The organism is Marinobacter fonticola (assembly GCF_008122265.1).
Lineage (GTDB): Bacteria > Pseudomonadota > Gammaproteobacteria > Pseudomonadales > Oleiphilaceae > Marinobacter_A > Marinobacter_A fonticola.
Window position 1 is genome coordinate 4,393,723 of the sequence record NZ_CP043042.1, and the last position, 21,674, is coordinate 4,415,396.

Genomic DNA, 21,674 nt, shown 5'->3' on the forward strand with positions numbered 1-21,674 from the left:
GGGTATCCCTAGTGCACGAGTCCGATTGAACCTTGGATGATACCCAATCAGGCCATAGGATGGCTGCTGCTATCCGCCAAGGCCTTAAACAAAAACGCCACCGTTGCTAAACGGTGGCGTTCGGGATTACCGCGCTGCAGCGGCTAACTCAGGCCGCTTCGGCCTCGCCCATATGCAGACGGATTTTTTTCATAGCGTTCTTTTCCAACTGCCGAATACGCTCGGCAGACACACCGTATTTGTCGGCCAGTTCGTGCAGTGTGGATTTGCTTTCCGTCAACCAGCGCTCGCGCAAGATATCCTGACTACGCTCGTCGAGACTCGACAGTGCGGCAAGCAACCGGCTATTGGAGTCCTCGGTCCAGTCGGACTGTTCCAACTGGGTCGCCGGATCGCTACGGCGATCCTGCAGATAATAGGCCGGCGCCTGATAAGCCGTGTCGTCGTCATCATCCATCGGGCCATCGAATGCCGTGTCCTGGGAGGCCAGACGGCCCTCCATCTCACGCACGACCCGGGGCTCGACACCCAAATCGGCGGCAACGGCGTTCAGTTCATCCTGGGACAACCAGGCCAAACGCTTTTTCCGGCTGCGCAAATTGAAAAACAGCTTCCGCTGGGCCTTAGTGGTCGCGACCTTGACGATACGCCAGTTACGCAAAATGAACTCGTGAATTTCCGCCTTAATCCAATGCACGGCAAACGAAACAAGACGCACACCGTATTCAGGATTGAACCGCTTGACCGCCTTCATCAGGCCGACATTACCTTCCTGAATCAGATCCGACTGCGCCAAGCCATAACCGGAATAACTGCGGGCAATGTGAACAACAAACCGCAGATGTGAAAGGACCAGACGGCGGGCGGCCTCAAGATCATCGTCGTGATAGAGACGCTCCGCCAACTCTTTCTCCTCTGCGGCGGACAGCATCGGGATCGTGCTCGCGGCCTGAATATAGGCTTCGAGGTTCGCACCCGGAACCATCCGATCTGTCAGCTGTAAGCTCGTACCCATGCTTTTCCTCCGCAACGTGGCGACCCATTACTATAGCAAGCAGTCCATCGACCGCCAAGCCGCCTGAAAGTTCCCTGAGTCGTGCCCTGAAGTCTTGAATAACAAGGCTTGTCCTGTGTAACTCTAATCCTGAACAACTCTAACCTTGTGTCAGGTTACACTCGCCTTCCCCACTCAGAAGAACACCTGTGTTAATTCATTTCTAACGCCCCAGCCCCGCGATGACTATACGGTGAATCCGAAACGGCCGTCACCGGCTGGCCTCGATCTGGTTGGGTTCGATGGCGTCAAGATGGCGCTTGACGGCAAGCCAGGCGCCTAACCAGCCTAGCCCGACCGCGACCATGAGAAGCGCAAGGGTGCCGTCCCAGGAAAGCCCGGTCAACTGGAATTCACTGCGATACAGACTGGCCAGACGCTGTACGGGGCCACTCATCCACCACAATGTTGCCTGCAGCAGCAAGAAGGCGATGACGCCACCGCCCAGACCGTACCAGACGCCGGTGTAAAGAAACGGGCGCCGGACAAACGTATCGGTACCTCCCACCAGCTTGGCGACCAGAATTTCGTCACGCCGGCTCTCAATGGCCAGGCGAATGGTGTTGCCGATCACTAGGATAACCGCCGCTGCAAGCAACAAGCCCAGCGCCCAGACGCCCCGGCCTAACAGATCGGTAATGGTATTGAGACGCTGGAGCCAGCCCAAGTCCACTTGCACCCGGGCTACCGTATCCAGAGCTTCCAACGTATCCACCAATCGCTGCATGCCGTCGGCATTGCGGACATCCGGACTGGGGGTGAGCAGCAGCGTATGCGGCAGCGGATTTTCGTCGAGATAATCCAGAGCATCGGCCAGCCCGGATGACGTGCGGAATTCCGCCAACGCCTCGTCGCGGGAGATGACGGTTACGTCGGTCACATCGTTGCGACTGGCGACCTTCACGCGTAGCCGGCTCAAATCCTCTTCGGTCGACTGTTGCTCCATATACAGCGTTACCCGAGCGGTACTCTCCCAGCCGGCGCTAACGCCTTGCAGGCTCGACAGCAAGAGCAGTAACCCCACAGGCAGCGCCAGGGCAATCCCCATGACCAGCCATGTCATCATGCTGGCAATCGGCGAGCGCCAGAGTCGGCGCGCGCTATCGTGCGCCGTTTTGCGGTGATGCAGTAAGTAGCTCTCAAACAACGACCGCCAGGGCGAGTGGGCGGAAGCCGCGCCCCGTGAACGACGCTCAGTCGCCATAGAGCACCTCTTCGCCGGGCATGGCGTCGCCGGACGTCAGCTCGCCATGGCGCAAGGTGAGCACGCGCCGTCTCAGGTGGCGGATCAAGGCAATATCGTGACTGGCGATCAGCACCGTGACACCCACCTGACTGAACTGCTCGAAGAGATGCATGATGTCCGCAGATAGCTCCGGATCCAGGTTACCGGTTGGCTCGTCCGCCAGTAGCAGAGGCGGTTTGTTCACCACCGCACGGGCGATGCCGACGCGTTGCTGCTCCCCTCCGGAGAGCTGGATCGGATTCATCTTCTCTTTGCTGAGCAGGCCCACTTTGTCCAGCGCGGCGCGCACGCGGCGGCCAATCTCGCGATGGGGCACGCCGGTCACCTCCAGCGGCATGGCCACGTTATCGAAGACGGTACGATCGAACAGGAGCTGGTGATTCTGAAAAACCACGCCAATATGGCGGCGGATAAACGGGATCTGGCGGCGAGCCAAGGCATTCAGGCGCTGGCCACCGACAATCACATTGCCGGCGCTGGGGCGCTCCATCACCATAATGAGCTTGAGCAGCGTACTCTTACCAGCGCCGGAATGGCCGGTCAGGAAAGCCAATTCGCCCCTGGACATCTCGAAGCTGACGCCCTGCAGCGCGGTGTGGCCGCCTTCGTAGCGTTTACTGACTTTCTCGAACTGAATCAACTGCTCAAACCCTGTCTGGTTAGTGCGGCGGCGCAGTGGTCCTATTCTTCAGCGAACAGGGCTTCCACGAAATCTTCCGCCTCGAACGGACGCAGGTCTTCGGCCTGCTCACCGATGCCGATATAGCGAATCGGGAGCTTGAGCTGGCGGGCGACCGCAAAGATGATACCGCCTTTGGCTGTACCGTCGAGCTTGGTCAGGGTCACGCCAGTCACACCCACCGCTTGCTGGAACACCTGCGCCTGGCTCAGGGCATTCTGACCGGTTCCGGCATCCAGTACCAGCATGACTTCGTGGGGCGCATTTTCGTCCAGTTTTTTCATGACGCGAACCACTTTTTCCAGCTCGCTCATCAGATTGTCTTTGTTTTGTAGCCGGCCTGCCGTGTCGGCGATCAGTACGTCCACACCGCGGGATTTTGCGGCCTGTACCGAATCGAAAATGACCGAGGCGCTGTCGGCACCCGTGTGCTGGGCAATCACCGGAACCTCGTTGCGCTCGCCCCAAACCTGCAGCTGTTCCACCGCCGCCGCACGAAAGGTATCCCCCGCAGCCAGCATGACCGACTTGCCCTCGGCCTTGAACTTGCGCGCCAGCTTACCGATGGTGGTGGTCTTACCTACCCCGTTGACGCCAACCACTAGGATGACGAATGGTTTCTTGGCGGCATCAATCTCCAACGGCGCAGTGCTCTCGGACAGGATACCGCGCAGCTCGTTCTTCAGGGCGTCGCGAACCGCCGCGCCGTCCTTGAGCTGCTTGCGTTCCAGCTTTTCGGTCAGGGAATCGATGATCTCGGTGGTGGCGGTGATACCCACATCGGCCGTGAGCAGCGTCGTCTCAATCTCTTCCAGCAGGTCTTCGTCGACCGTCTTGCCGGTCGAAAACAGATCCGCCAAGCCGGAGCTCAGATTCGCGCGGGTCTTGCCCAGGCCACTCTTGATGCGCTGAAAAACACTGACCGGCGGCTTCTCGGGTTCCGGCTCGGGTTCAGGAACCGGCGCGGGCTCTGGTGCGGGCGGCGGAGCGGGTGTGGGTTCGGGCTCCGGCGCAGGTTCCACGGCCGGCGCTTCCGGCGCGGCGGCTTTTTCTTCGGGCTCAACCTCTTCCTTCTTGCCGGTTTCGATGGGCGTAGCGCCGGGCTGGGTTTCCGGCTCGCGCTGGGGTACGGGTTCGGGGCGGGGGCGCTGGCGACGCTTGTTCACCAGTTCCGCAACAAAGACAACAACCAGCAGGGCCAGCAGCCCGATCATAATCCACTCTGCCATCATCATTCGCAGTTCCGTTGGTCAGGAGGTGAGAGAAATAACTGTGGTGGTGCAGGATATCAGCCCCGAGCAGGCCAGGCGTCCTGTTTCGTACATCAGCAAGACACCATCATCGAGAGCGCCTCATCAAGACGCGCGTATTCTAGCGGGCTGGGCAATGATCGTCCAAACCGGGACCGGATTTGGGTACACTGCGCGCATCCTTTACGACTCCGGCTTCGATCCAGGAACCCCATGGCCCGTAAGCAATCCCGAAAAGCACCACGCCCGCCCGCCGGCAACCGACGCTCCAAGGGCACCACCGTGGAAACTGGCGAACTGCGGATTATCGGCGGAGACTGGCGCAGTCGTCGCCTCACCTTCCCGGCAGTGGGTGGTGTGCGTCCGACGCCCTCGCGAGTGCGAGAGACGCTGTTCAACTGGCTGATGCCCGTGATACCCGGCGCTCGCTGCCTGGATCTATTCGCCGGCAGTGGCGTGCTGGGCCTGGAGGCGCTGTCCCGCGGTGCCCGCGAAACTCAATTCGTTGACCACACCCACGCGCTTTGCGATGCGCTCGCGTCTAATCTGGACGTATTGAAGGCCGATGGCGGCACGATCATTTGCCAGGATGTGGCCGGATTTCTCGCCCAGCCCGCGCTAGCGCCTTTCGATATCTTGCTGATGGATCCGCCGTTTCGTCAGGGCTGGCTGACCCGTTTACTGCCGCTGATTGCCGAGAACGGCTGGGTAACGGACGGCAGCTGGGTCTATATCGAGCATGAGAGCGAACTTGCCGGTGTAACGGTTCCGGAGAACTGGTCGCTACATCGTGAGAAAGTGGCCGGGCAAGTGTGCTACCGGCTTTATCGCGTGGGGCAATAAAAACCCCGCGCCCGCCGCTTTAGATAATCAAACGGCAGAAAACGCGGGGCGATGACGCCTTCTCTGGCAGGCGCTTATTGAGCCGGCCGTAGCGCGTAGGATTTCAGATGGGCGGCGAAATCCTCGAGATAGCGAATACCACTTTCCTCCGCTTCCCGGCACCACTCCACCAAGGCATGCATCTTTTCCTGGGGCTTGAGACCCCGGCGGCGCCAGAGTGCCTGCAGCTCATGACTCTTATCATAGATTTGGCGCAATACCGCGTTGCGCTCCAGCAATGACTCAAGGTGCTGCTGGTCATGGGGCTGGATCAACGAGCTTTCTCGCGTCAGCAGCTTGCGGGCACGGCGGTACATCGGTTTGATATCCTCTTCCATCAGCTGCTTCTGCTGATGCAGCACCGGCTCCAATACGCGCTTACGGTACTGGCGCATAATGTCGAACCGGTTGTTGGCGATAGCCTGCACCGTTTCCACGTCAACGCTGTCCTTGCCCGGCACCTGATGAGCAATCGGACGATAGCCTTTGGGCTTGGCCAGACGGAATAGCTGGAACACACGGATATAGCCCCAGCCAATATCGAACTCGTACCAGCGACGAGACAGCTTGGACGAGTTGGGGTAAGTGTGGTGGTTGTTGTGCAGCTCTTCGCCGCCGACCACGATACCCCAGGGCACGATATTGCGGGCATTGTCGGCGCATTCGAAGTTGCGGTAACCAAAATAGTGACCGATACCGTTAATGACACCCGCAGCCCAGACCGGAATCCAAAGCATCTGCACCGCCCAGATCCAGATACCGTTGACACCGAACAGCGCCAGATCGATCACCGCCATCAGCGCAACGCCCAGCATTTTGTGCGGGGTATAAACCTTACGCTCGATCCAGTCTTGCGGCGTGCGTTGACCGTAACGCTCGAGTGTTTCCGGCGTGGCTGCAGCTTCGTAGAGTTCGGCACCTTCGGTCAGCACTTTTTTCAGACCACGGACGACCGGGCTGTGCGGGTCGTTCTCGGTTTCGCACATCGCGTGGTGCTTGCGATGAATTGCGGTCCACTCCTTGGTGTTCTGACCCGTGGTCAGCCATAGCCAAAAGCGGAAGAAATGCTTGAGGACCGGATTCAGGTCCAGCGAATTATGCGCAGAGTGGCGGTGTAGGTAGAGCGTGACGCTCACAATAGTCACGTGCGTAAGTCCCAGGGCGACGAGCACGTGCTGCCACACCGACAGGTCCAGAAGACCGTTGTACCACATAGTAGAGAACCCTCAGAGAAAAGGCGTGGGCGAAAAGAAATTCCCTGATCTCTCCGCTTTTTCGGCAAACCTGACGTTCCCGGAAGGCCACTTCGTTATGGTTTATAAGGGGCGCCCGGGCTTAAGAAGTCTAGCGTACAGTTGTAAGCTACAACAACCCAATCCGGGTTTATATGTAGTTTGTGTGACGACATGCGCAGGCCTGTAACCAGGCGATTTCCGACCGTTTCAGTGACTGCAATTTTTTTGCTGCATTTCTCTATTTCTATTGCATGATCCCGTCTCTGCCGCACTGTTTTATTTGCGGTACTATCCTACTCTTGTGCTTATCTATTGCACGATCCTATTGCATTCTCTATCGCACCGTGTGCCGCGCGACCTACCCATGACGTCTGACGTCCCAGGCTCCAAATTGACATTCCCGAGCAGGGACGCAAAATTCGCAAAGCAGTGGCCTTTCCCGCCAATGGCGACAGCTAAACACCACAGCCACGCACCCCACATATCCAGAGGATCTGCCCTTGCCCGAACTGCCCGAAGTCGAAACGACCCGGCGCGGCGTCGCGCCTTTTTTGGAAAATCGCATCATCCGGGCCGCGAGAGTCTACGAACCGCGGTTACGCTGGCCAATCCCCGAGGATCTGGCCGAGCGGCTAACCGGCGCCATACCGTTAGCGGTCGACCGGCGGGCCAAATACCTGCTCGTGCGCTTCGATGATGGCACGTTGATGATTCACCTGGGCATGTCCGGCAGCCTGCGGATCGTCACCGACGGCTCACCCCGCCTGACCCATGATCATGTCGAGCTGGAGCTGGGCGAGAACCAGCTCCTTCGCTATAACGACCCACGCCGCTTTGGTGCTTGGCTCTGGAGCGATGAGCCGGACACGCACCCCTTGCTTAGTCACCTGGGCCCCGAACCCCTCGATCCGCTCGCCTTTACCGGACACCGGCTTTATCAAATATCGCGCGGCAAAACGACCTCGATCAAAGCGCTTATTATGGACAGTCGTGTGGTGGTCGGCGTAGGCAACATCTACGCTAACGAGGCCTTGTTCATGGCCGGCATCCACCCCAAGCGTCCGGCAGGCAAGGTGGGACGTGCGCGTATGGTGCGGCTGGTGGAGTCGATTCGCGAAATTCTGACGGCAGCCATCTTGATGGGCGGCACCACACTGCGGGACTTCGTCAACAGCGACGGTAAACCGGGCTACTTTGCACAATCCCTGAGCGTCTACGGCCGAGGGGGCGAGCCTTGCCGCCATTGTGGCGCCATACTCAAGGAAATCAGGCTGGGCCAGCGCTCGACGGTCTATTGCGGGAAGTGCCAGCGGTAGATTTCATACAGATACACGTTGCCACAAAAAAGCGTTTGAAAATGCACAAATATCGTTCATAGTTAAAAATATCGGCCATGAAGTCCTGCTGATCCCGTGGGATGGGAACACGCTGGATGGTCAGCAGATCAGGAGAAGCACATGATTTCCCGGATTTCCCGCGCTATCACGATGACGCTCGCCTTGAGCCTGATGGCGTTTGCGTCCATCGGCCACGCTAATACGCTGGAAGAAGAACCTTCTGCCCTGGCGATGACCGGCGATGCGCTGATTGCACGCCCGCTACTGTTGGTCACGACGGTTGTTGGCAGCGCCGTCTACCTGGTGTCCCTGCCCTTTTCGCTGCTCGGCGGCAACGCAGCTGAAGCTGGCGAGACCCTGGTCGTCGGTCCGGCAAAGGCGACGTTCGTTCGCTGCCTGGGCTGCACCACCTCCGGCCGCAAGCCGGAAGCCATCGCTCAGGAATAGTGCTGGTCAACGGTCCCCGTCAATCGTGCCCGTCGCGGCATTGACGTATTGCTCCACGGCGCCGACTGGGGCACGCTTGCAGTGAATATTCAATCTCGGATTTGCTGCAATGATTAACTGGTCGGCGCTGGATACCGTGTTCCTCGATATGGACGGGACACTGCTGGATCTGCACTTCGACAGCCACTTCTGGCTGGTCCACCTACCCCGCCGCTACGCGGCACTCAAGTCCGTCGATCCCGACGAGGCGCGCACTTCCATCGTATCCATGATCGAGTCGGAAAAAGGTTCGCTGCAATGGTATTGCGTGGATTACTGGAGCGACCGGCTGGACGTGGACATCACCGCGCTCAAGCGAGAGGTGGCCGACCGTATTGGTTATCGGCCCCACGCCGAGTCTTTTCTTGGGGCCCTGCGTCATAGCGGCCGGCGCTGCGTCATCGTGACCAACTGCCATCCTAAACCGCTGGAGCTCAAGCTGGAGCGCACCGGCCTGGACCGGCACGTGGACCGCGTTGTCTCCACCCATGATTTGGGCCGTCCCAAAGAAGATGTGCAGTTCTGGACGGACCTGGACCGCATCGAGCCCTACGACCGGCAGCGCACGCTGATGGTGGATGACAGCCTGCCCGTACTGGAAAGTGCGCGCCGCGCCGGCATTGCCCATCTGCTCGCCATCCTGGCACCGGACAGCCAGATGCCTGAGCGCGCAGCGATCGAGAACCTACCCGGCATCCGACACTTCGATGAAATCCTCGAACACATTCAGCCCGTCCCCACATCGAGCTGATCGGGTTATACTGAAAGCAGGATTGACCACGCCCAACGTGATGACGTCGATATCGGCGACTGGAGCATCATGAGTTCAACGGAAACCAGCGAACGGGTGCGGCTAGACAAATGGCTCTGGGCCGCACGTTTCTACAAAACCCGAACCCTTGCCAAGGAAGCTATCGAAGGCGGCAAGGTTCACTACAACAGTCAGCGCACCAAGCCTGGCAAAGTGGTTGAGATCGGCGCGCGCCTTCGGCTACGTCTGGGGCATCAGGAAAAGGAAGTCATTATCGACGATATCAGCGATCGTCGCCGTGGCGCGCCGGAAGCCCAGGCCCTATACCACGAAACGCCGGACAGCGTAAAAAAGCGCGAAGAGCTGGCTTGGCAGCGTAAAACCATGCAAGCCGCTCGAATGCCGCCGGCGCGGCGCCCGACCAAGAAAGATCGCCGCGATATCCAACGCTTTCGCGACCAACACGGACTGTGAGCCTGTCGGCATGTTCGATATGATCGGCCCCACCTTTATTGTGTCCCAGTCACTTTTTTTGTCCTGCAAGAGGTCCTTTCATGGCTTTGGACGACCAATTCCAACGTTTCCTGTTTGATGGCAGTCAGGTCCGCGGCGAGTGGGTGCGCCTGTCCAACAGTTTCCAGGAGATTGTTGCCCAAACCGCCTACCCCGAACGCATTCAGCACCTGCTAGGCGAAACCCTGGCGGCCAGCGTATTGCTCAGCGGCACGCTTAAGTTCGAAGGCACTCTCTCTATTCAGGCGCAGGGTGAGGGTCCGGTACGCACCTTGCTTGCAGAATGTAGTCATGACCGGGCGATCCGCGGTATCGCGCGTTTCGAGACCCCGCCGACAGGGCGCAGCCTCGATGAGCTGCTGGGGCCTGGCCGCATGGCCATCACGATTACGCCGGACCAGGGCCAGCGCTACCAAGGGGTGGTGCCCCGGGAACACGACACGCTCAGCGAGTGCCTGGAAGATTACTTTGAACGTTCGGAGCAAATCGAAACGCGTTTATTCCTGTTCGCCGATGGAAGCCAGGCAGCCGGCTTATTGCTGCAGCGCCTGCCAGGCGACAAATCGCAGGATGAAGACCTCTGGCAGCGTGTCGGCCACTTGGCTGCCACGCTCAAAGCAGACGAACTGCTCGAACTGGATAGTGAAACAGTACTTCATCGCCTGTTTCATGAGGAAACGATACGCCTGTTCGACCCCGAGCCTGTCCGTTTTCAGTGCAGTTGCTCACGGGAACGCACCTTGGCGGCGCTCGAGTCGATTGGCAAAGAGGAGTGCTACAGCATCCTCGACGAACAGGGCAGCATCGAAATGGACTGTCAGTTTTGCCATACCCAGTACCGCTTCGATCGCAATGATATTGACCAGTTGTTTCATGGGCATTCGCTGCACTGACCGGGTTGATTTTACCCGACCAGATTGTCCGCAAAGCCCACAACCATGCGGCTTAGCGGGAAGTCGTTTTTTACCCGGGTCTCTGGCATAATAGCGCGCCTGCGTTAAGCCGATTGTTCACAAAACCGCCAGTTTCGGGCTGCGGCTAATCCCGCCCCCTGCGTCGGATCGAACAATTTCGAATACATCCTCTAGGGCGAGGTCGAAGTGAGTAACACTTACACAGATTTGAGTTCAGCACGGTTGGTTGAACTGGCGCTGGAACGCAACGAAGGTCGTCTGGCTTCCAACGGCTCCCTGGTCGTCAAGACCGGCAAGCGCACCGGGCGTTCACCGATGGACCGGTTTATCGTCGAGGAGCCCAGCACCTCCGATGCAATTCACTGGGGTCCCATTAACCGCCCTTTCGATGCCGACAAGTTCGATCCGCTCTGGGATCGCGTCGAAGCCTTTATGGCGGACAAGATTCAATTTGTGTCCCATCTGCACGTCGGATCCGACCCGGAGCACTACCTGCCGGTGCGCATGACCACGGAAACGGCGTGGCAAAATCTGTTTGGCCGTAATCTGTTTATCCGGCCCGACAGCTTCAACCCGTCCGACAAACAGGAATGGCAGATCCTCAACGCGGCCAACTTCCAGTGCGAACCCGAGCGTGACGGTACCAACAGCGAGAGTTGCGTCATCATCAACTTCGCCAAGCGCAAGGTCCTGTTGGCCGGCATGCACTACGCCGGTGAAATGAAGAAGGCGATGTTCTCGGTGCAAAACTTCTTGCTGCCGGAGAAAGACGTGCTGCCGATGCACTGCTCCGCCAACGTTGGCGACGACGGCGAAACCTGTCTGTTCTTCGGTCTATCCGGTACCGGCAAGACCACACTTTCAGCGGATCCCGATCGTCACTTGATCGGTGACGACGAGCATGGCTGGGGACCCGGCACGGTCTTCAACATCGAAGGCGGCTGCTACGCCAAGTGCATCGACCTCAGCCAGAAGAACGAACCCATCATTTGGGACGCCATCCGCTTCGGCGCCATTGTCGAAAATGTGACCATCGACGACGAGACCCGCGAGCCGGACTATACCGACGTGTCCCTGACCGAGAACTCCCGCTGCGCCTATCCGCTGGAGCACGTGGAGAAGCGGGTTCTGGAAAACCGCGCCGGCGAACCTTCGGCCATCGTTTTCCTGACGTGCGACATGACCGGCGTCCTGCCGCCCGTATCGATCCTCGACAAGGAATCTGCGGCCTATCACTTCCTGAGTGGTTACACCGCCCTGGTGGGCTCCACCGAGATGGGTTCCTCGTCGAAGCTGAAATCCACCTTCTCCACCTGTTTCGGCGCACCGTTCTTCCCGCGCCCGGCTGGCGTCTATGCCGAGCTGCTAATGAAGCGGATGGAGGAATTCGGCAGCAAGGTCTTCCTGGTAAATACGGGCTGGACCGGAGGCCCTTACGGAGTGGGCGAACGCTTCAGCATCCCCACCACCCGCGCCATCATCAGCGCCATTCAGAATGGCAAGCTGGACGATGTGGAAACCGAGCATCTGGATAAGCTGAACCTGGACGTACCGGTAGAGGTACCGAACGTCGACAGCAAACTGCTGAATCCGCGCAACACCTGGAGCGATCCGGCAGAGTACGACGCCAAGGCCCAGGAGCTGATCCGCCAGTTCGTCGACAACTTCACCAAGTTCGATGTCGCCGAGTCTATTGTGGCGGCAGGTCCCAAGCTCTAAGGGATCTTAGAAAACCAGAACAAGAAAGGCGCCTTCAGGCGCCTTTCTTGTTTGTGTTGACCGTCGTGTGTAGCCGATGCCCCTTGGCAAAAGAGCATCACGCATAGAACATCAAAGGCACGAACGCCACCAGCACCAGTGAAATCCCCATCACGATCAACGGCATGATGATGCGCTCGTGACGCTGGTAGAAGGTGCCGTCCTCGGATAGCGCCGCCGACACTTCCGCTTCCCCCACTACCTGGCGCGTCAACAGATGGTTCAATGCCACCGGCGGGCTCAGGTAGCCCAACTCGAAGGCGACCAAGGTGGTCATCCAGAAATGAATGGGCTCGATACCGCTGCTGTAAGCGATGGTCGCCACCGTGGCGCTGACCAGGATCACCGCGCCGAACGCGTCCATGATCATCCCCAGCACAACCAACACCATGACCATCAGCAGCATCGCCGTCCACGGACTATCGAATGCCTGAGGGAACATCAGCATGATCTCCGCGCGCTCGATCACGCCACCAATACTCACCGACAGCCCCAGCAGCAGGAGCAGTGCGCCGATTTCCGAGGTGGTATCGTTGGTCGCGCCGCGAACGCTCCGCTCGATGCCCTGGTGATTGAACTCCGACTCCTTGCGGGTGCTCTTACGGGAGTCCTTACGAAAAGCCAGGTGCTCGTAGACCAGGATCGCCAGCATGATCACCGGCAGAATACGTGGCGCCGAGAACTCATCCATGCCCACATCCAGCGCCCAGCGATAGCCCAGAACCACAACGGCAATGACGAGCACATAAGGCATCAGTGGCGCCAAGGCGCGTAGCATAGCCGGGAACGCTTCGGTGGCCGGCGCCAGTTCGAACCGGCTCTGGCGGTTGACGGTTAGGGACACGACCAAAAACATCACTGCTGTCAGCAGGAAAACCCAGATACCCCAGCCAAACAGAACGTCGGTGGTTACTTCACGATTAAGATAAGCAATCACCACCACCAGCAAGCAGGGACGCAGCACGACACCCAGCGAACCGGACATGGCGGTGGCCGCCAAAGCCAGATGGCGGCGAGCGCCGGCGGCGCGCAACTCACTGTAGATCACTGCGCCGGCGGCGATAACGAAGATTCCCGACGCCCCGGTATAGGCGGTGGGCACCGCCGCGACAACGACCGCCACCACCGCCAGCATTTCCGGCGGCATGCGCCAGGGACGAAAAGCGTTGAACACCAGTGTGGCAAGCTGGGTCTGTTTAAGCATCATGCCCACCCATACGTAGAGCGCGACATTCAAAAACATGTCCGACAGCTCCATCATCTTATCCAGGTAGACACCGATCCCGGAGGCGTGGCCGAGCAAGGCAAAGTAGGTGCCCGATATCAGGCACATTCCGGTATAAAGGGGTACAGCCAGACCCGCTTTCATCAGGTCACCGCCCTCTTGCAGGTCAGCCGGTGGCCGCATCAGGCGATAGAGGCTGACCAGCGTGAGGGCGGCAAAGCCGACAATCCACAGGTCGTGCAGGATCTCCCGCTCGATCGTGATGTCCGCGCCGGCATCGTGGGAGGTCTGGCGGAACAGCACGCTCGAACCCAACAGCATCACGTTGGCGACGGTCTGCAGGAAGTAAGAGACGGTGTAGTCGAGGCGGGTCTCGATAGCCCGCATGGCAATATGGTGCCGGGTCAGCGTCGCCGTGGCGGCACACAGCATGACCAGCACCACCAGAATATAGCGCTGAGAGGTGAGCCCCAGCGCGATCACGTCGGCGACGAAGCCCTCGACAGCCCGATAAACCTCAAGCGCCGGTGTCATCTGGCCCTGCAAGCTGGCAAATTCGGCGTGCCTCTCCCGGCATAGGGCGGCGGCGTTTTCCACCGCTGCACGAATATCCGCAGGATTGACGGTTTGCTCTCCGAGCAGTCCCATTAACGGATCGGAGGGTGCCTGCCGGGCTTCGCGAACCTGACGCTGAACCTCCGCCTCGATATTGCGGTTGGGATGACAGGTGGGCTCGACCAGGTCGACGCGCAACTTGTAGTAGCCGCTCCAAAGCTGCTCCCCCCCTCGCAGCATTTGGTTGTGGATGTCACTGCTGGTGGAGAAGATCACCACCAGCAGTAGCAGGATGCAGACCGGGAAAGACGAAAACCATTCCCGGCCGGTGCGTCGGGCCAACCTTCCCCTCTCGCTCAATACGCTCGCAGACATCAAATTCGTGCCCTGTTGCTGGTGCGGTTGTTGTTATTCGAGCCCGGCCGACGCTACTCTGCAGCAATCGCGCACTCCGCCCGGGTTGGATCGTCCTTGCAGCGAATCGCCCGCATCAACTTCAATGCGCGCGCGTCGTAGGTGCCCTCCTCGCGAAGGCTCAAGCGCACGTCCCTCAGCATCCGGTCGTACTCCTGAATCTGCTGTTCGGTGGGATGCATCCAGGTCTGCTGCGGTATGTCCTTCTCCGCAGACTCGATCAAGCCATAGGCTTCATCCACGCGGGAGAAGGCATGGGCGCGGACCTTGTCGCCGTAGCCGGCCGGGAAGCGGTCGGCGTGGTGAATAATCTGAAAGGTCATCTGTGCCAGCTTGTAGGCGTAGACGCCGCCGCCGGGATTGACGCCCTTGTAGAGCTCGAGTGGCGTATAGGCGACAGCCGGAGCGTATGCAAGGTCGACGCTGCCGTTGTTGAACTTGCCTGCAAAATTGGCGGAATTGGCACCCACCACCGAAGCGCCCACATGACGCACCATGGTGACGGCGGCATTGTCATAATCCAGCGTGGCTATTTTTTTGCCTTGCAGCTCTCCCACGGTGTCGATCTCGCGGTCACGAATAAACAGGTATATGGAACCAGCAGGGAGTATTCCGGCAACTTCGTAGTTATCCCGTCTGAGCAGTGTCGCCGCCGATGGTTGAGCCAGGGTTTGCAGCAGGATGCGCATCTGGGATTCACTGGTGAGCGCCCCCAGCGCCTCAATGCTCCCGGTAAAGCTGTTGAACTCCCGCGCCCGAGTGCCGGTCAACAATACCGAGTCGCACTGACCGGCCTTGAACTCTTCGGCTACAATTTTCTCGTCGGTATAGGCCCGCAATGCCAGGTCTACGCCCCACCCCATCGCCGTGGGTCGAACCGACTTCATGACGTTAAACAAGGGACCGTTCGAACCGATCGGATCGAACACGCAGAACGAACGCTTGACCATCTCGCCGGCGTTGGCCTGGACCAGGCTGGCGCCCAGCAGCAGCCAAAGTCCAAGGGCACCCAGGCCCAGCTTTCCGTGTGTCATGTTGAGTGTCTCCATTTTTTATCGTTATCGTTGCCGCTACAGTAGGGAGTCCAGGTCAATGACTTCGCCGGTGGGTGCCTCGTCGTCCCAGAATGTGCCAAGCCCGCCCATCGGCGTGCGATGGCCGGTGTTCTCCATCCACAGCTTGTCGGATATCGCCAGTATGTTGTGAGTGGCGAGCTGGTCCACCAGCACCCAATCTTCAGCGGGCGGCCGCTTGTCGATGGCTTCGGCATGGCGGCGAATGACGTCGCGCACCTGGTCCATGTCGCTCTTGTTCCAGGCCGCGATCGCGTGGAAAACATGGCTGATACGAACACCGGCAGCCTCACCGAGGGCGTCGGAGGCCTGTAGGCGTTCGAAGGCATCTTCTCCGGCCGGTTGGGCGCCGGGAATCATGGCCCAGACCGTAGCTCGCAACCCCATGGGTGCCCCCCACCACTTCTCGTTGTCTAGACAACTGGTGGCCCGCGCCACGACCGAGCCGACATTTTTGGGTACGCCTACGGGCGCCGTCGACTGGATCTCCGCGTTCAACGCCTGCAGGCCGGAGAGCAAGCCGGCTAAATAGATGAATTCGTCCAGGTCCTCATCGAAATCGGGGCATTCTTCGGCTTCCGGATCGCCGTAATAGGCCTGAAAATGCTGCCAACCCTTGAAATAGCGTTGCGCTGCCAGTGCGTAGTGGCGCTTCTGGCGTATGATCGCATCCTCTGCCTCCTCCGGATTGCGGGCGCGCAAGGCCGCAAGGCTCTGCAATTCCGCCTCCCGGCCTCGATCCTCCGCACAACCGCCGGCCTGTAAACTCATCATGACCGCGAGCTGGTCCGGATGAGTCGTTACCCGGCCGAACGACATGAGCAGCGGCTGCACCGACTCGCTCATGGCGCAGGCCATTTCCAGATCACCGGTCTGCAGTAGGTAGGGCACGGTATGCGACTTGGAGAAACCCTGCATCACGTCGCCGGTGGTCTTGTAGATCATGTGATTGACGACACCGCAGCCGCTAAGCGCGACACTGGCGGTCGCCGCCATAAGCCAGGCGCGCAAACGGATCAGTCGACTTACGCGGATATTCATTGTTGTTTCCATACAGCCCTTCACCTTTATATTCTTGTTTGTCCGCTTTTCTAAAGCGCCGCTGAGTCCGCTGTCCGGCTACTGTTTGCGCAAAAACACTCTGTAACGATATGTTACAGACCCGGGATTATCCTCAACTCAGCGACGATTTTGTGAGACGAGTGCCTCAAAGCCGGTATCGAAGCTCATGCACAGGTATTTGACAGCGCCGCGTAAATGGCTATATCTGTAAGCTATGGCCGGGCACCCGCTCGGTTGCAGTCGTCGGCGTTCACCCAGTTCACTCCAGGGACGCCGTCTTACCAATAATGAAGGAGATATTCATGCGCAAACCCGAACTTGCCAGTGCAATCGCAGAGCAGACCGGTCTGACCAAGGACAAAGCGAGTGAAGTGATTACGGCGTTTACCGACCAGATTCAGGCGGCGACCGCCAAGGGCCAAGACGTATCACTGATCGGTTTCGGTACCTTCAGTGTTCGCAAGCGCGAGGCCCGCACCGGCCGCAACCCGCAAACCGGCGCGACCATGAAGATTCCTGCGAGCAAGACCGTCGGCTTCAAGGCTGGCAAGGCGCTGAAAGACGCAGTCGCCAAGTAAATCTCCGAGAGGCCGGTCACCCCTCATTACTTACCCATCATCCCGTGACCGGCCTGCTTCTTTGCTTCAACTCGATGCGCATTCGGCGCGAGCCCCGTCGACCCGGCAGCGGATCGCCTTCATCAGCCGAATCGCCCGCTCGTCGTAGACACCGTCTTCCAACAACGACAAACGAACCTCGCGGAGCATCTGATCGTACTCACGAATATCTTCCTGGGGCGGATGCATCCAAGTCTCTTCGGGGATTTCGGCCTCAGCCTGAGCGATGATCTGGTAGGCTTCTTCGATGCGATTAATCGCCTCGTCGCGCACCATTTGGCCGGCGTTATCCGGAAAGCGGTCACGATGCAGGATCACCTGGAAGTTCATGTAGGCCACCGCATACTTGAAGACACCGCCCCTCGGCCGTACGCCCTTGTAGAGTTCCAGCGGGGTATAGGCCACGGCTGGCGCATAGGCGATGTCCACCGAGCCGTTGTTAAATTTACCGGCGAAGCTGGCTGAGTTCGCCCCCACCACGGAGGCGCCGACGTGACGCACCATGGTCAGCGAGGCTGTATCGTAGTCGAGCGTGGCAATTTTCTTGCCCTGCAGCTCTTCCACGGTGTCGATGTTGCGGTCCCGGGTGAACAGATAGACGGCGCCGCCGGGAAAGATACCGGCCACTTCGTAGCGCTCGTTGGTGAGCAGGGGCTTGGCCTTGGGCTGGCTCAAGGTATTGAATAGCAGTCGCATTTCCTGTTCGCCGGGGATAGCGCCCATGGCTTCCAGGCTGCCGGTAAACTTGTTGAATTCCCGGGCGCGCGTGCCCGTTAACAGGACAGCGTCACACTGCCCCGCCTTGAAGTCTTCCGCCGCTATTTTTTCATCGGTGTAGGCACGCAGGTCCAGTTCAATACCCTCGCGCAGGGCGACGGGCTTGAAGGTCTTGGCAATGGCGAACAGGGGGCCGTTCGCACCGACCGGATCGAAGATACAGAAACTGCGCTTGAGGAATTCCTGTTCCTGCACATTTTCCTGGGCCCCGGCGGCGCCGGCCAGCGCCAAGCTGAGGAAAAGCACAGCACCTGAGAAACGATGCGCGAAAGACTTGCTCAACATGCTGAAGCACTCCTACTTATTCTTGTCAGGCCAGACACGTTCTTGTCGGACCAGAATAGGAATGCCCCGGAGGGGTTACGTTGGCAGTAGCGACTCAGGCGCCGGGGCGCTCCTGCCACTGGTCAACGGAGCGGCGCCTGAACCGGCAGGGAGACCCCGTCCAGCGGGGTCTGTTCTAAGCCGACTTGGTGTCGGTCTTGGTGGAGGGCGCGGAAGCTTTTGCGCCAGTCTTTGAACCAGTTCCGCTTTTAGAGCCGCCGGACCGCCGGCTACGCGTAGCGGGTTTGGCTTTCTTATCCTCAGCCATTTGCTCGACCAAGCTTTCCAGCCGCTTCTCCAGGGCCACCATCTGGTGATGCAGGGCGGTTTGCTTATCGAGGGCGTCCGAGGTGTTGCGGGAGAGCGTCCAAAGAAGCCAAATAATCGCCAACAAGGCGATGAACGAGAGAAATCCCATGCCTATCTCCGGTTTCTTGAGCGGCTACCACACCACCCGCAGCACTACGGGTGGCTCGGCGTGCCGGCTCGCTAATCGGTTATACCGGGCGTTGCCTACGACCGGTCCCCGTAGATCAGTGTAGCAGGCCCCTACACGATCGGCAGGCCGAAAGTCAGTCCTGACGGGTATACACCTGCTCACCGGCACACCAGACCCGGTTAACCAGACCCTTCAGCGGTTCACCCAGGATGGGGGCATGTTTGCCCACCGAGAACAAGGACTGCGCGCCTGGCGTCCAGATGGCATGGGTATCGATCCAACACAGATCGGCCACCTGCCCCGCACTGAACCCGGTCGGCGTCAGGCCCAGTACTCCAGCGGGGCCAGCGGTCAAGGCGCGCACCAAAGAGACCAGATCCAGCTCGTCGCGCTCGACCAGCCCCAGGCCCAGGGAGAGCACGCTTTCGATGCTCGACAAACCCGGCTCGGTGTCGCCCAGCGGGGCATTCTTGGCAGCGGGATCATGGGGCTGGTGCTGGCTGACAATAGCATCGATCACGCCGGCACGTACGCCTTCGATCAATCCCTTCCGGTCGCCTTCCGAGCGCAATGGCGGCTCTACGTGGAAGCGGCTATCGAAACCGGCCAGCGCCTCCTCGGTCAGCACCAAGTGGTGCATCGCCACGTCCGCGGTGACAGCAACACCACGCGCGCGGGCGTCGCCTACCATCTCCACACTGCGAGCGCAGGAGAGCTGGCTCAGGTGCAGGCGCACACCGGTTTCTTCTGCCAGCAGGATCAGTTCCATCACCGACGCCGTTTCCGCCACTTCGGGAATACCTAACAGCCCCAGCCGCGCGGTGACCAGACCGTCGTGGGCGAAACCATCGGCAGCCAGCGACCGGTTCTGGGGATGCAGCATCAGGGTCATGCCGAAGGTCTTGGCGTAGGCCATGCAACGGCGTAGAACCCGGGCATTGACCAGAGGCGCCGGGCCATTGCTGAAGGCCACGCATCCAGCGTGAGAGAGCCCCACCATGTCGCTCAGCAGCTCACCCGCCAGGTTTTTGGTGGCCGCGCCGAGCGGTAGCACTCGGATCGGTGCATCACGCTCGGCCACATCGCGAATCAGATGGGTAATCGCGCTGGAGTCATTCACCGGTGAGGTGTCCGGCGCCGCGCAGACGGTGGTGTACCCGCCCCGGACCGCCGCCCGGGTTTCACTGGCGATGGAGCCCTTCTGACCATTGCCGGGCTCGCGCAGGTTGCAATAAAGATCGATAAAACCGGGAGCGATCAATCCCCCGGCGGCATCCAGCACGGCATCGGCATGAGCGGCATCCGCTTCGGCTCCGGTGGCGGCGATCTTGCCATCGCGGATTAGCAAGGACTGCACCGCATCTAGACCCGCGACCGGATCGATCACCCGGCCATGCTCGATTCTCAAGGAGGGATGACTCATGCGTTCACCCCTGTTTCCAGTCCCTGTTGGGCCCGTTGGCCGCTCATGGCCATGGACATGACCGCCATACGAATCGCGATGCCATTGGTGACCTGATTGAGAATCACCGATTGCGGGCCGTCGGCCACCGCGGACTCGATTTCCACGCCGCGGTTGATTGGTCCGGGGTGCATGACGATAGCCTCCGGCTTGGCGTAGGCCAGCTTATCGGTATTCAGACCGTATACCTTGTAGAACTCGCGCTCGCTGGGCAGCAACGCGCCCTCCATCCGCTCACGCTGCAAGCGCAACATAATAATGACATCGATATCTTTCAGACCCGAGCGCATGTCGTAGCACACCTTACAGCCCAGGCTCTCCACCTCTCGCGGCAGCAATGTACTTGGGCCGACCACCCGGACCTCATCCGCACCCAGCGTGTTCAACGCGCGAATCTGCGACCGGGCCACCCGTGAATGCAGGACATCTCCGACGATCGCGACTTTCAGGCCCTCGAAACGCTGCTTTTTCTGACGAATGGTCAGCATATCCAGCATCGCTTGGGTCGGGTGGGCGTGGCGACCATCGCCGGCGTTGATAATGGCTACGCCGGGGGTCACCGACTGAGCGATAAAGTGGGGCGCACCGCTACGGGAATGGCGCACCACAAACATATCGCTGGCCATGGCTTCAAGGTTGAGCAGGGTGTCGGACAGGGACTCGCCCTTGGACGTAGCCGATGTGCTGATGTCCAAATTGAGCACGTCGGCGGAGAGACGTTTGGCGGCCAGTTCGAAGGTGCTGCGGGTGCGAGTACTGGATTCGAAGAACAGATTGACGACCGTCCGCCCTCTCAGCAGGGGCACTTTTTTGATACGGCGCTCGCCGACTTCGATGAAAGAATCGGCGGTATCGAGGATCTGCGTCAGTAACGGACGGTCCAAGCCGTCGATCGTCAAAAAGTGGCGCAACTGGCCTTCGGCATTCAGTTGCAAAGCGCGGGCGGAGGCGTCGGTGGTCATCATCCTCAAGCTCCTTCTGGCCTGGCGTCGGCTTGACGCAGTTCCACGCTGAGCGGATCCGGTCCCTTGAGTTTGACCCGCTCGTTTGCTTTCAGGCTAAGCCGCTGACCCACGACGTCCGGTTGGATCGGCAGCTCCCGGGCGCCCAGATCGATCAGTGCCGCCAGCACGATGCCGGCCGGCCGGCCGTAGTCGAAAATCTCGTTCATGGCGGCGCGAATGGTCCGCCCGCTCATGACGACGTCGTCCACCAGAACGATGTGCCGGTCTTCGGTTTCGAAAGGCAAGTGGGAAGGCCGGACCTTGGGATTCAGCCCGATACGGGAAAAGTCGTCCCGATAGAATGAGATGTCGAGTTCGCCAAAAGGCTCATCCAGGCCCAGGCGTTTGTGCAGGATATCCGCCAGCCAGACCCCGCCGGTGCGGATACCAATCAAAACCGGGCGCTCGATGCCTCGCGCCTGGAGTACATCGCGCAGGCCTTGTTCCAAGTCATCCAGCAGCGCATCAACCTTCAGCAATGCAGTCATTGATTTCCCCTGTCCAGACAGCGGCGCTAGTCTATCACGAGGTCATCGGCGAAAGCAGCGCCAAGGCCGCGTCCGGATTAGGAGCCTCTGAAAAAGTTCAGGCTGTGGATGAAGCGCAAGGCGCACGGA

At 59.6% G+C, this 21,674-nt stretch carries 21 protein-coding genes; 8 read left to right on the top strand and 13 right to left on the bottom strand.

Annotation, left to right across the window (positions count from 1 at the left end; genetic code table 11):
- Positions 1-148: 148 nt before the first annotated feature.
- From rpoH to ftsY, 4 genes are all read right to left on the bottom strand, one after another.
- Positions 149-1,015, bottom strand: a complete 867-nt coding sequence (gene rpoH / locus FXO11_RS19540) for an RNA polymerase sigma factor RpoH (RefSeq protein WP_148864607.1) — start codon at positions 1,013-1,015, stop codon at positions 149-151.
- Between the two features lie 250 nt (positions 1,016-1,265).
- Positions 1,266-2,258, bottom strand: a complete 993-nt coding sequence (ftsX, locus tag FXO11_RS19545; protein ID WP_148864608.1) for a permease-like cell division protein FtsX — start codon at positions 2,256-2,258, stop codon at positions 1,266-1,268.
- Entirely contained in the window at positions 2,248-2,940 is a 693-nt protein-coding gene (gene ftsE, locus FXO11_RS19550; protein WP_148864609.1) for a cell division ATP-binding protein FtsE, read from the bottom strand. Before ftsE ends, ftsX begins: the two co-directional genes overlap by 11 nt.
- Positions 2,941-2,981: 41 nt before the next feature.
- On the bottom strand, positions 2,982-4,211 hold the full coding sequence (gene ftsY / locus FXO11_RS19555; protein ID WP_148864995.1) for a signal recognition particle-docking protein FtsY: 1,230 nt from the start codon (positions 4,209-4,211) through the stop codon (positions 2,982-2,984).
- 231 nt (positions 4,212-4,442) lie between these two features.
- Here ftsY and rsmD point away from each other — a divergent pair, with 231 nt between their 5' ends.
- The gene (rsmD, locus tag FXO11_RS19560) at positions 4,443-5,072 is read left to right on the top strand and encodes a 16S rRNA (guanine(966)-N(2))-methyltransferase RsmD (RefSeq protein ID WP_148864610.1); all 630 of its coding nucleotides are present in this window, start codon (positions 4,443-4,445) and stop codon (positions 5,070-5,072) included.
- A 74-nt stretch (positions 5,073-5,146) separates the two neighbouring features.
- On the opposite strand, the gene FXO11_RS19565 is transcribed toward rsmD, so the two are convergent.
- Positions 5,147-6,325: a DesA family fatty acid desaturase gene (locus FXO11_RS19565; RefSeq protein ID WP_148864611.1), complete on the bottom strand. Its 1,179-nt coding sequence runs from the start codon at positions 6,323-6,325 to the stop codon at positions 5,147-5,149.
- 521 nt (positions 6,326-6,846) lie between these two features.
- On the opposite strand from FXO11_RS19565, the gene mutM reads away from it, so the two are divergent.
- The 6 genes from mutM to FXO11_RS19595 all read left to right on the top strand — a co-directional run bounded on the left by mutM (position 6,847) and on the right by FXO11_RS19595 (position 12,066).
- Positions 6,847-7,662, top strand: a complete 816-nt coding sequence (gene mutM / locus FXO11_RS19570; protein WP_148864612.1) for a bifunctional DNA-formamidopyrimidine glycosylase/DNA-(apurinic or apyrimidinic site) lyase — start codon at positions 6,847-6,849, stop codon at positions 7,660-7,662.
- Between the two features lie 141 nt (positions 7,663-7,803).
- The gene (locus FXO11_RS19575) at positions 7,804-8,130 is read left to right on the top strand and encodes a hypothetical protein (protein WP_148864613.1); all 327 of its coding nucleotides are present in this window, start codon (positions 7,804-7,806) and stop codon (positions 8,128-8,130) included.
- Positions 8,131-8,239: 109 nt separating this feature from the next.
- Positions 8,240-8,920, top strand: a complete 681-nt coding sequence (yrfG, locus tag FXO11_RS19580; RefSeq protein WP_148864614.1) for a GMP/IMP nucleotidase — start codon at positions 8,240-8,242, stop codon at positions 8,918-8,920.
- A 69-nt stretch (positions 8,921-8,989) separates the two neighbouring features.
- The gene (gene hslR, locus FXO11_RS19585) at positions 8,990-9,394 is read left to right on the top strand and encodes a ribosome-associated heat shock protein Hsp15 (protein ID WP_202980261.1); all 405 of its coding nucleotides are present in this window, start codon (positions 8,990-8,992) and stop codon (positions 9,392-9,394) included.
- A gap of 80 nt (positions 9,395-9,474) precedes the next feature.
- Positions 9,475-10,326 (top strand): Hsp33 family molecular chaperone HslO, encoded by an 852-nt coding sequence (gene hslO, locus FXO11_RS19590; RefSeq protein WP_148864616.1) that lies wholly within the window; start codon positions 9,475-9,477, stop codon positions 10,324-10,326.
- Positions 10,327-10,533: 207 nt separating this feature from the next.
- Positions 10,534-12,066, top strand: coding sequence for a phosphoenolpyruvate carboxykinase (locus FXO11_RS19595; RefSeq protein ID WP_148864617.1), 1,533 nt, complete (start codon positions 10,534-10,536; stop codon positions 12,064-12,066).
- 97 nt (positions 12,067-12,163) lie between these two features.
- Here FXO11_RS19595 and FXO11_RS19600 read toward each other — a convergent pair whose 3' ends face one another.
- From FXO11_RS19600 to FXO11_RS19610, 3 genes are all read right to left on the bottom strand, one after another.
- Positions 12,164-14,227 (bottom strand): TRAP transporter large permease subunit, encoded by a 2,064-nt coding sequence (locus FXO11_RS19600; protein WP_227545980.1) that lies wholly within the window; start codon positions 14,225-14,227, stop codon positions 12,164-12,166.
- Between the two features lie 86 nt (positions 14,228-14,313).
- Positions 14,314-15,333, bottom strand: a complete 1,020-nt coding sequence (locus FXO11_RS19605) for a putative solute-binding protein (protein WP_227545981.1) — start codon at positions 15,331-15,333, stop codon at positions 14,314-14,316.
- A gap of 36 nt (positions 15,334-15,369) precedes the next feature.
- Positions 15,370-16,413, bottom strand: coding sequence for a hypothetical protein (locus FXO11_RS19610; protein WP_227545982.1), 1,044 nt, complete (start codon positions 16,411-16,413; stop codon positions 15,370-15,372).
- Between the two features lie 323 nt (positions 16,414-16,736).
- Here FXO11_RS19610 and FXO11_RS19615 point away from each other — a divergent pair, with 323 nt between their 5' ends.
- Positions 16,737-17,012 (top strand): HU family DNA-binding protein, encoded by a 276-nt coding sequence (locus FXO11_RS19615; protein ID WP_148864621.1) that lies wholly within the window; start codon positions 16,737-16,739, stop codon positions 17,010-17,012.
- Between the two features lie 66 nt (positions 17,013-17,078).
- Here FXO11_RS19615 and FXO11_RS19620 read toward each other — a convergent pair whose 3' ends face one another.
- From FXO11_RS19620 to pyrR, 5 genes are all read right to left on the bottom strand, one after another.
- Positions 17,079-18,113 (bottom strand): putative solute-binding protein, encoded by a 1,035-nt coding sequence (locus tag FXO11_RS19620; RefSeq protein ID WP_148864622.1) that lies wholly within the window; start codon positions 18,111-18,113, stop codon positions 17,079-17,081.
- A 175-nt stretch (positions 18,114-18,288) separates the two neighbouring features.
- Positions 18,289-18,570: a hypothetical protein gene (locus tag FXO11_RS19625; RefSeq protein ID WP_148864623.1), complete on the bottom strand. Its 282-nt coding sequence runs from the start codon at positions 18,568-18,570 to the stop codon at positions 18,289-18,291.
- Between the two features lie 154 nt (positions 18,571-18,724).
- Positions 18,725-20,014 carry a dihydroorotase gene (locus FXO11_RS19630; protein WP_148864624.1) on the bottom strand — a complete coding sequence of 430 codons (1,290 nt, stop codon included), beginning with the start codon at positions 20,012-20,014 and terminating at the stop codon, positions 18,725-18,727.
- Positions 20,011-21,018, bottom strand: coding sequence for an aspartate carbamoyltransferase catalytic subunit (locus FXO11_RS19635; RefSeq protein ID WP_148864625.1), 1,008 nt, complete (start codon positions 21,016-21,018; stop codon positions 20,011-20,013). Before FXO11_RS19635 ends, FXO11_RS19630 begins: the two co-directional genes overlap by 4 nt.
- A gap of 2 nt (positions 21,019-21,020) precedes the next feature.
- Positions 21,021-21,545 carry a bifunctional pyr operon transcriptional regulator/uracil phosphoribosyltransferase PyrR gene (pyrR, locus tag FXO11_RS19640; RefSeq protein ID WP_148864626.1) on the bottom strand — a complete coding sequence of 175 codons (525 nt, stop codon included), beginning with the start codon at positions 21,543-21,545 and terminating at the stop codon, positions 21,021-21,023.
- Positions 21,546-21,674 lie beyond the last annotated feature (129 nt).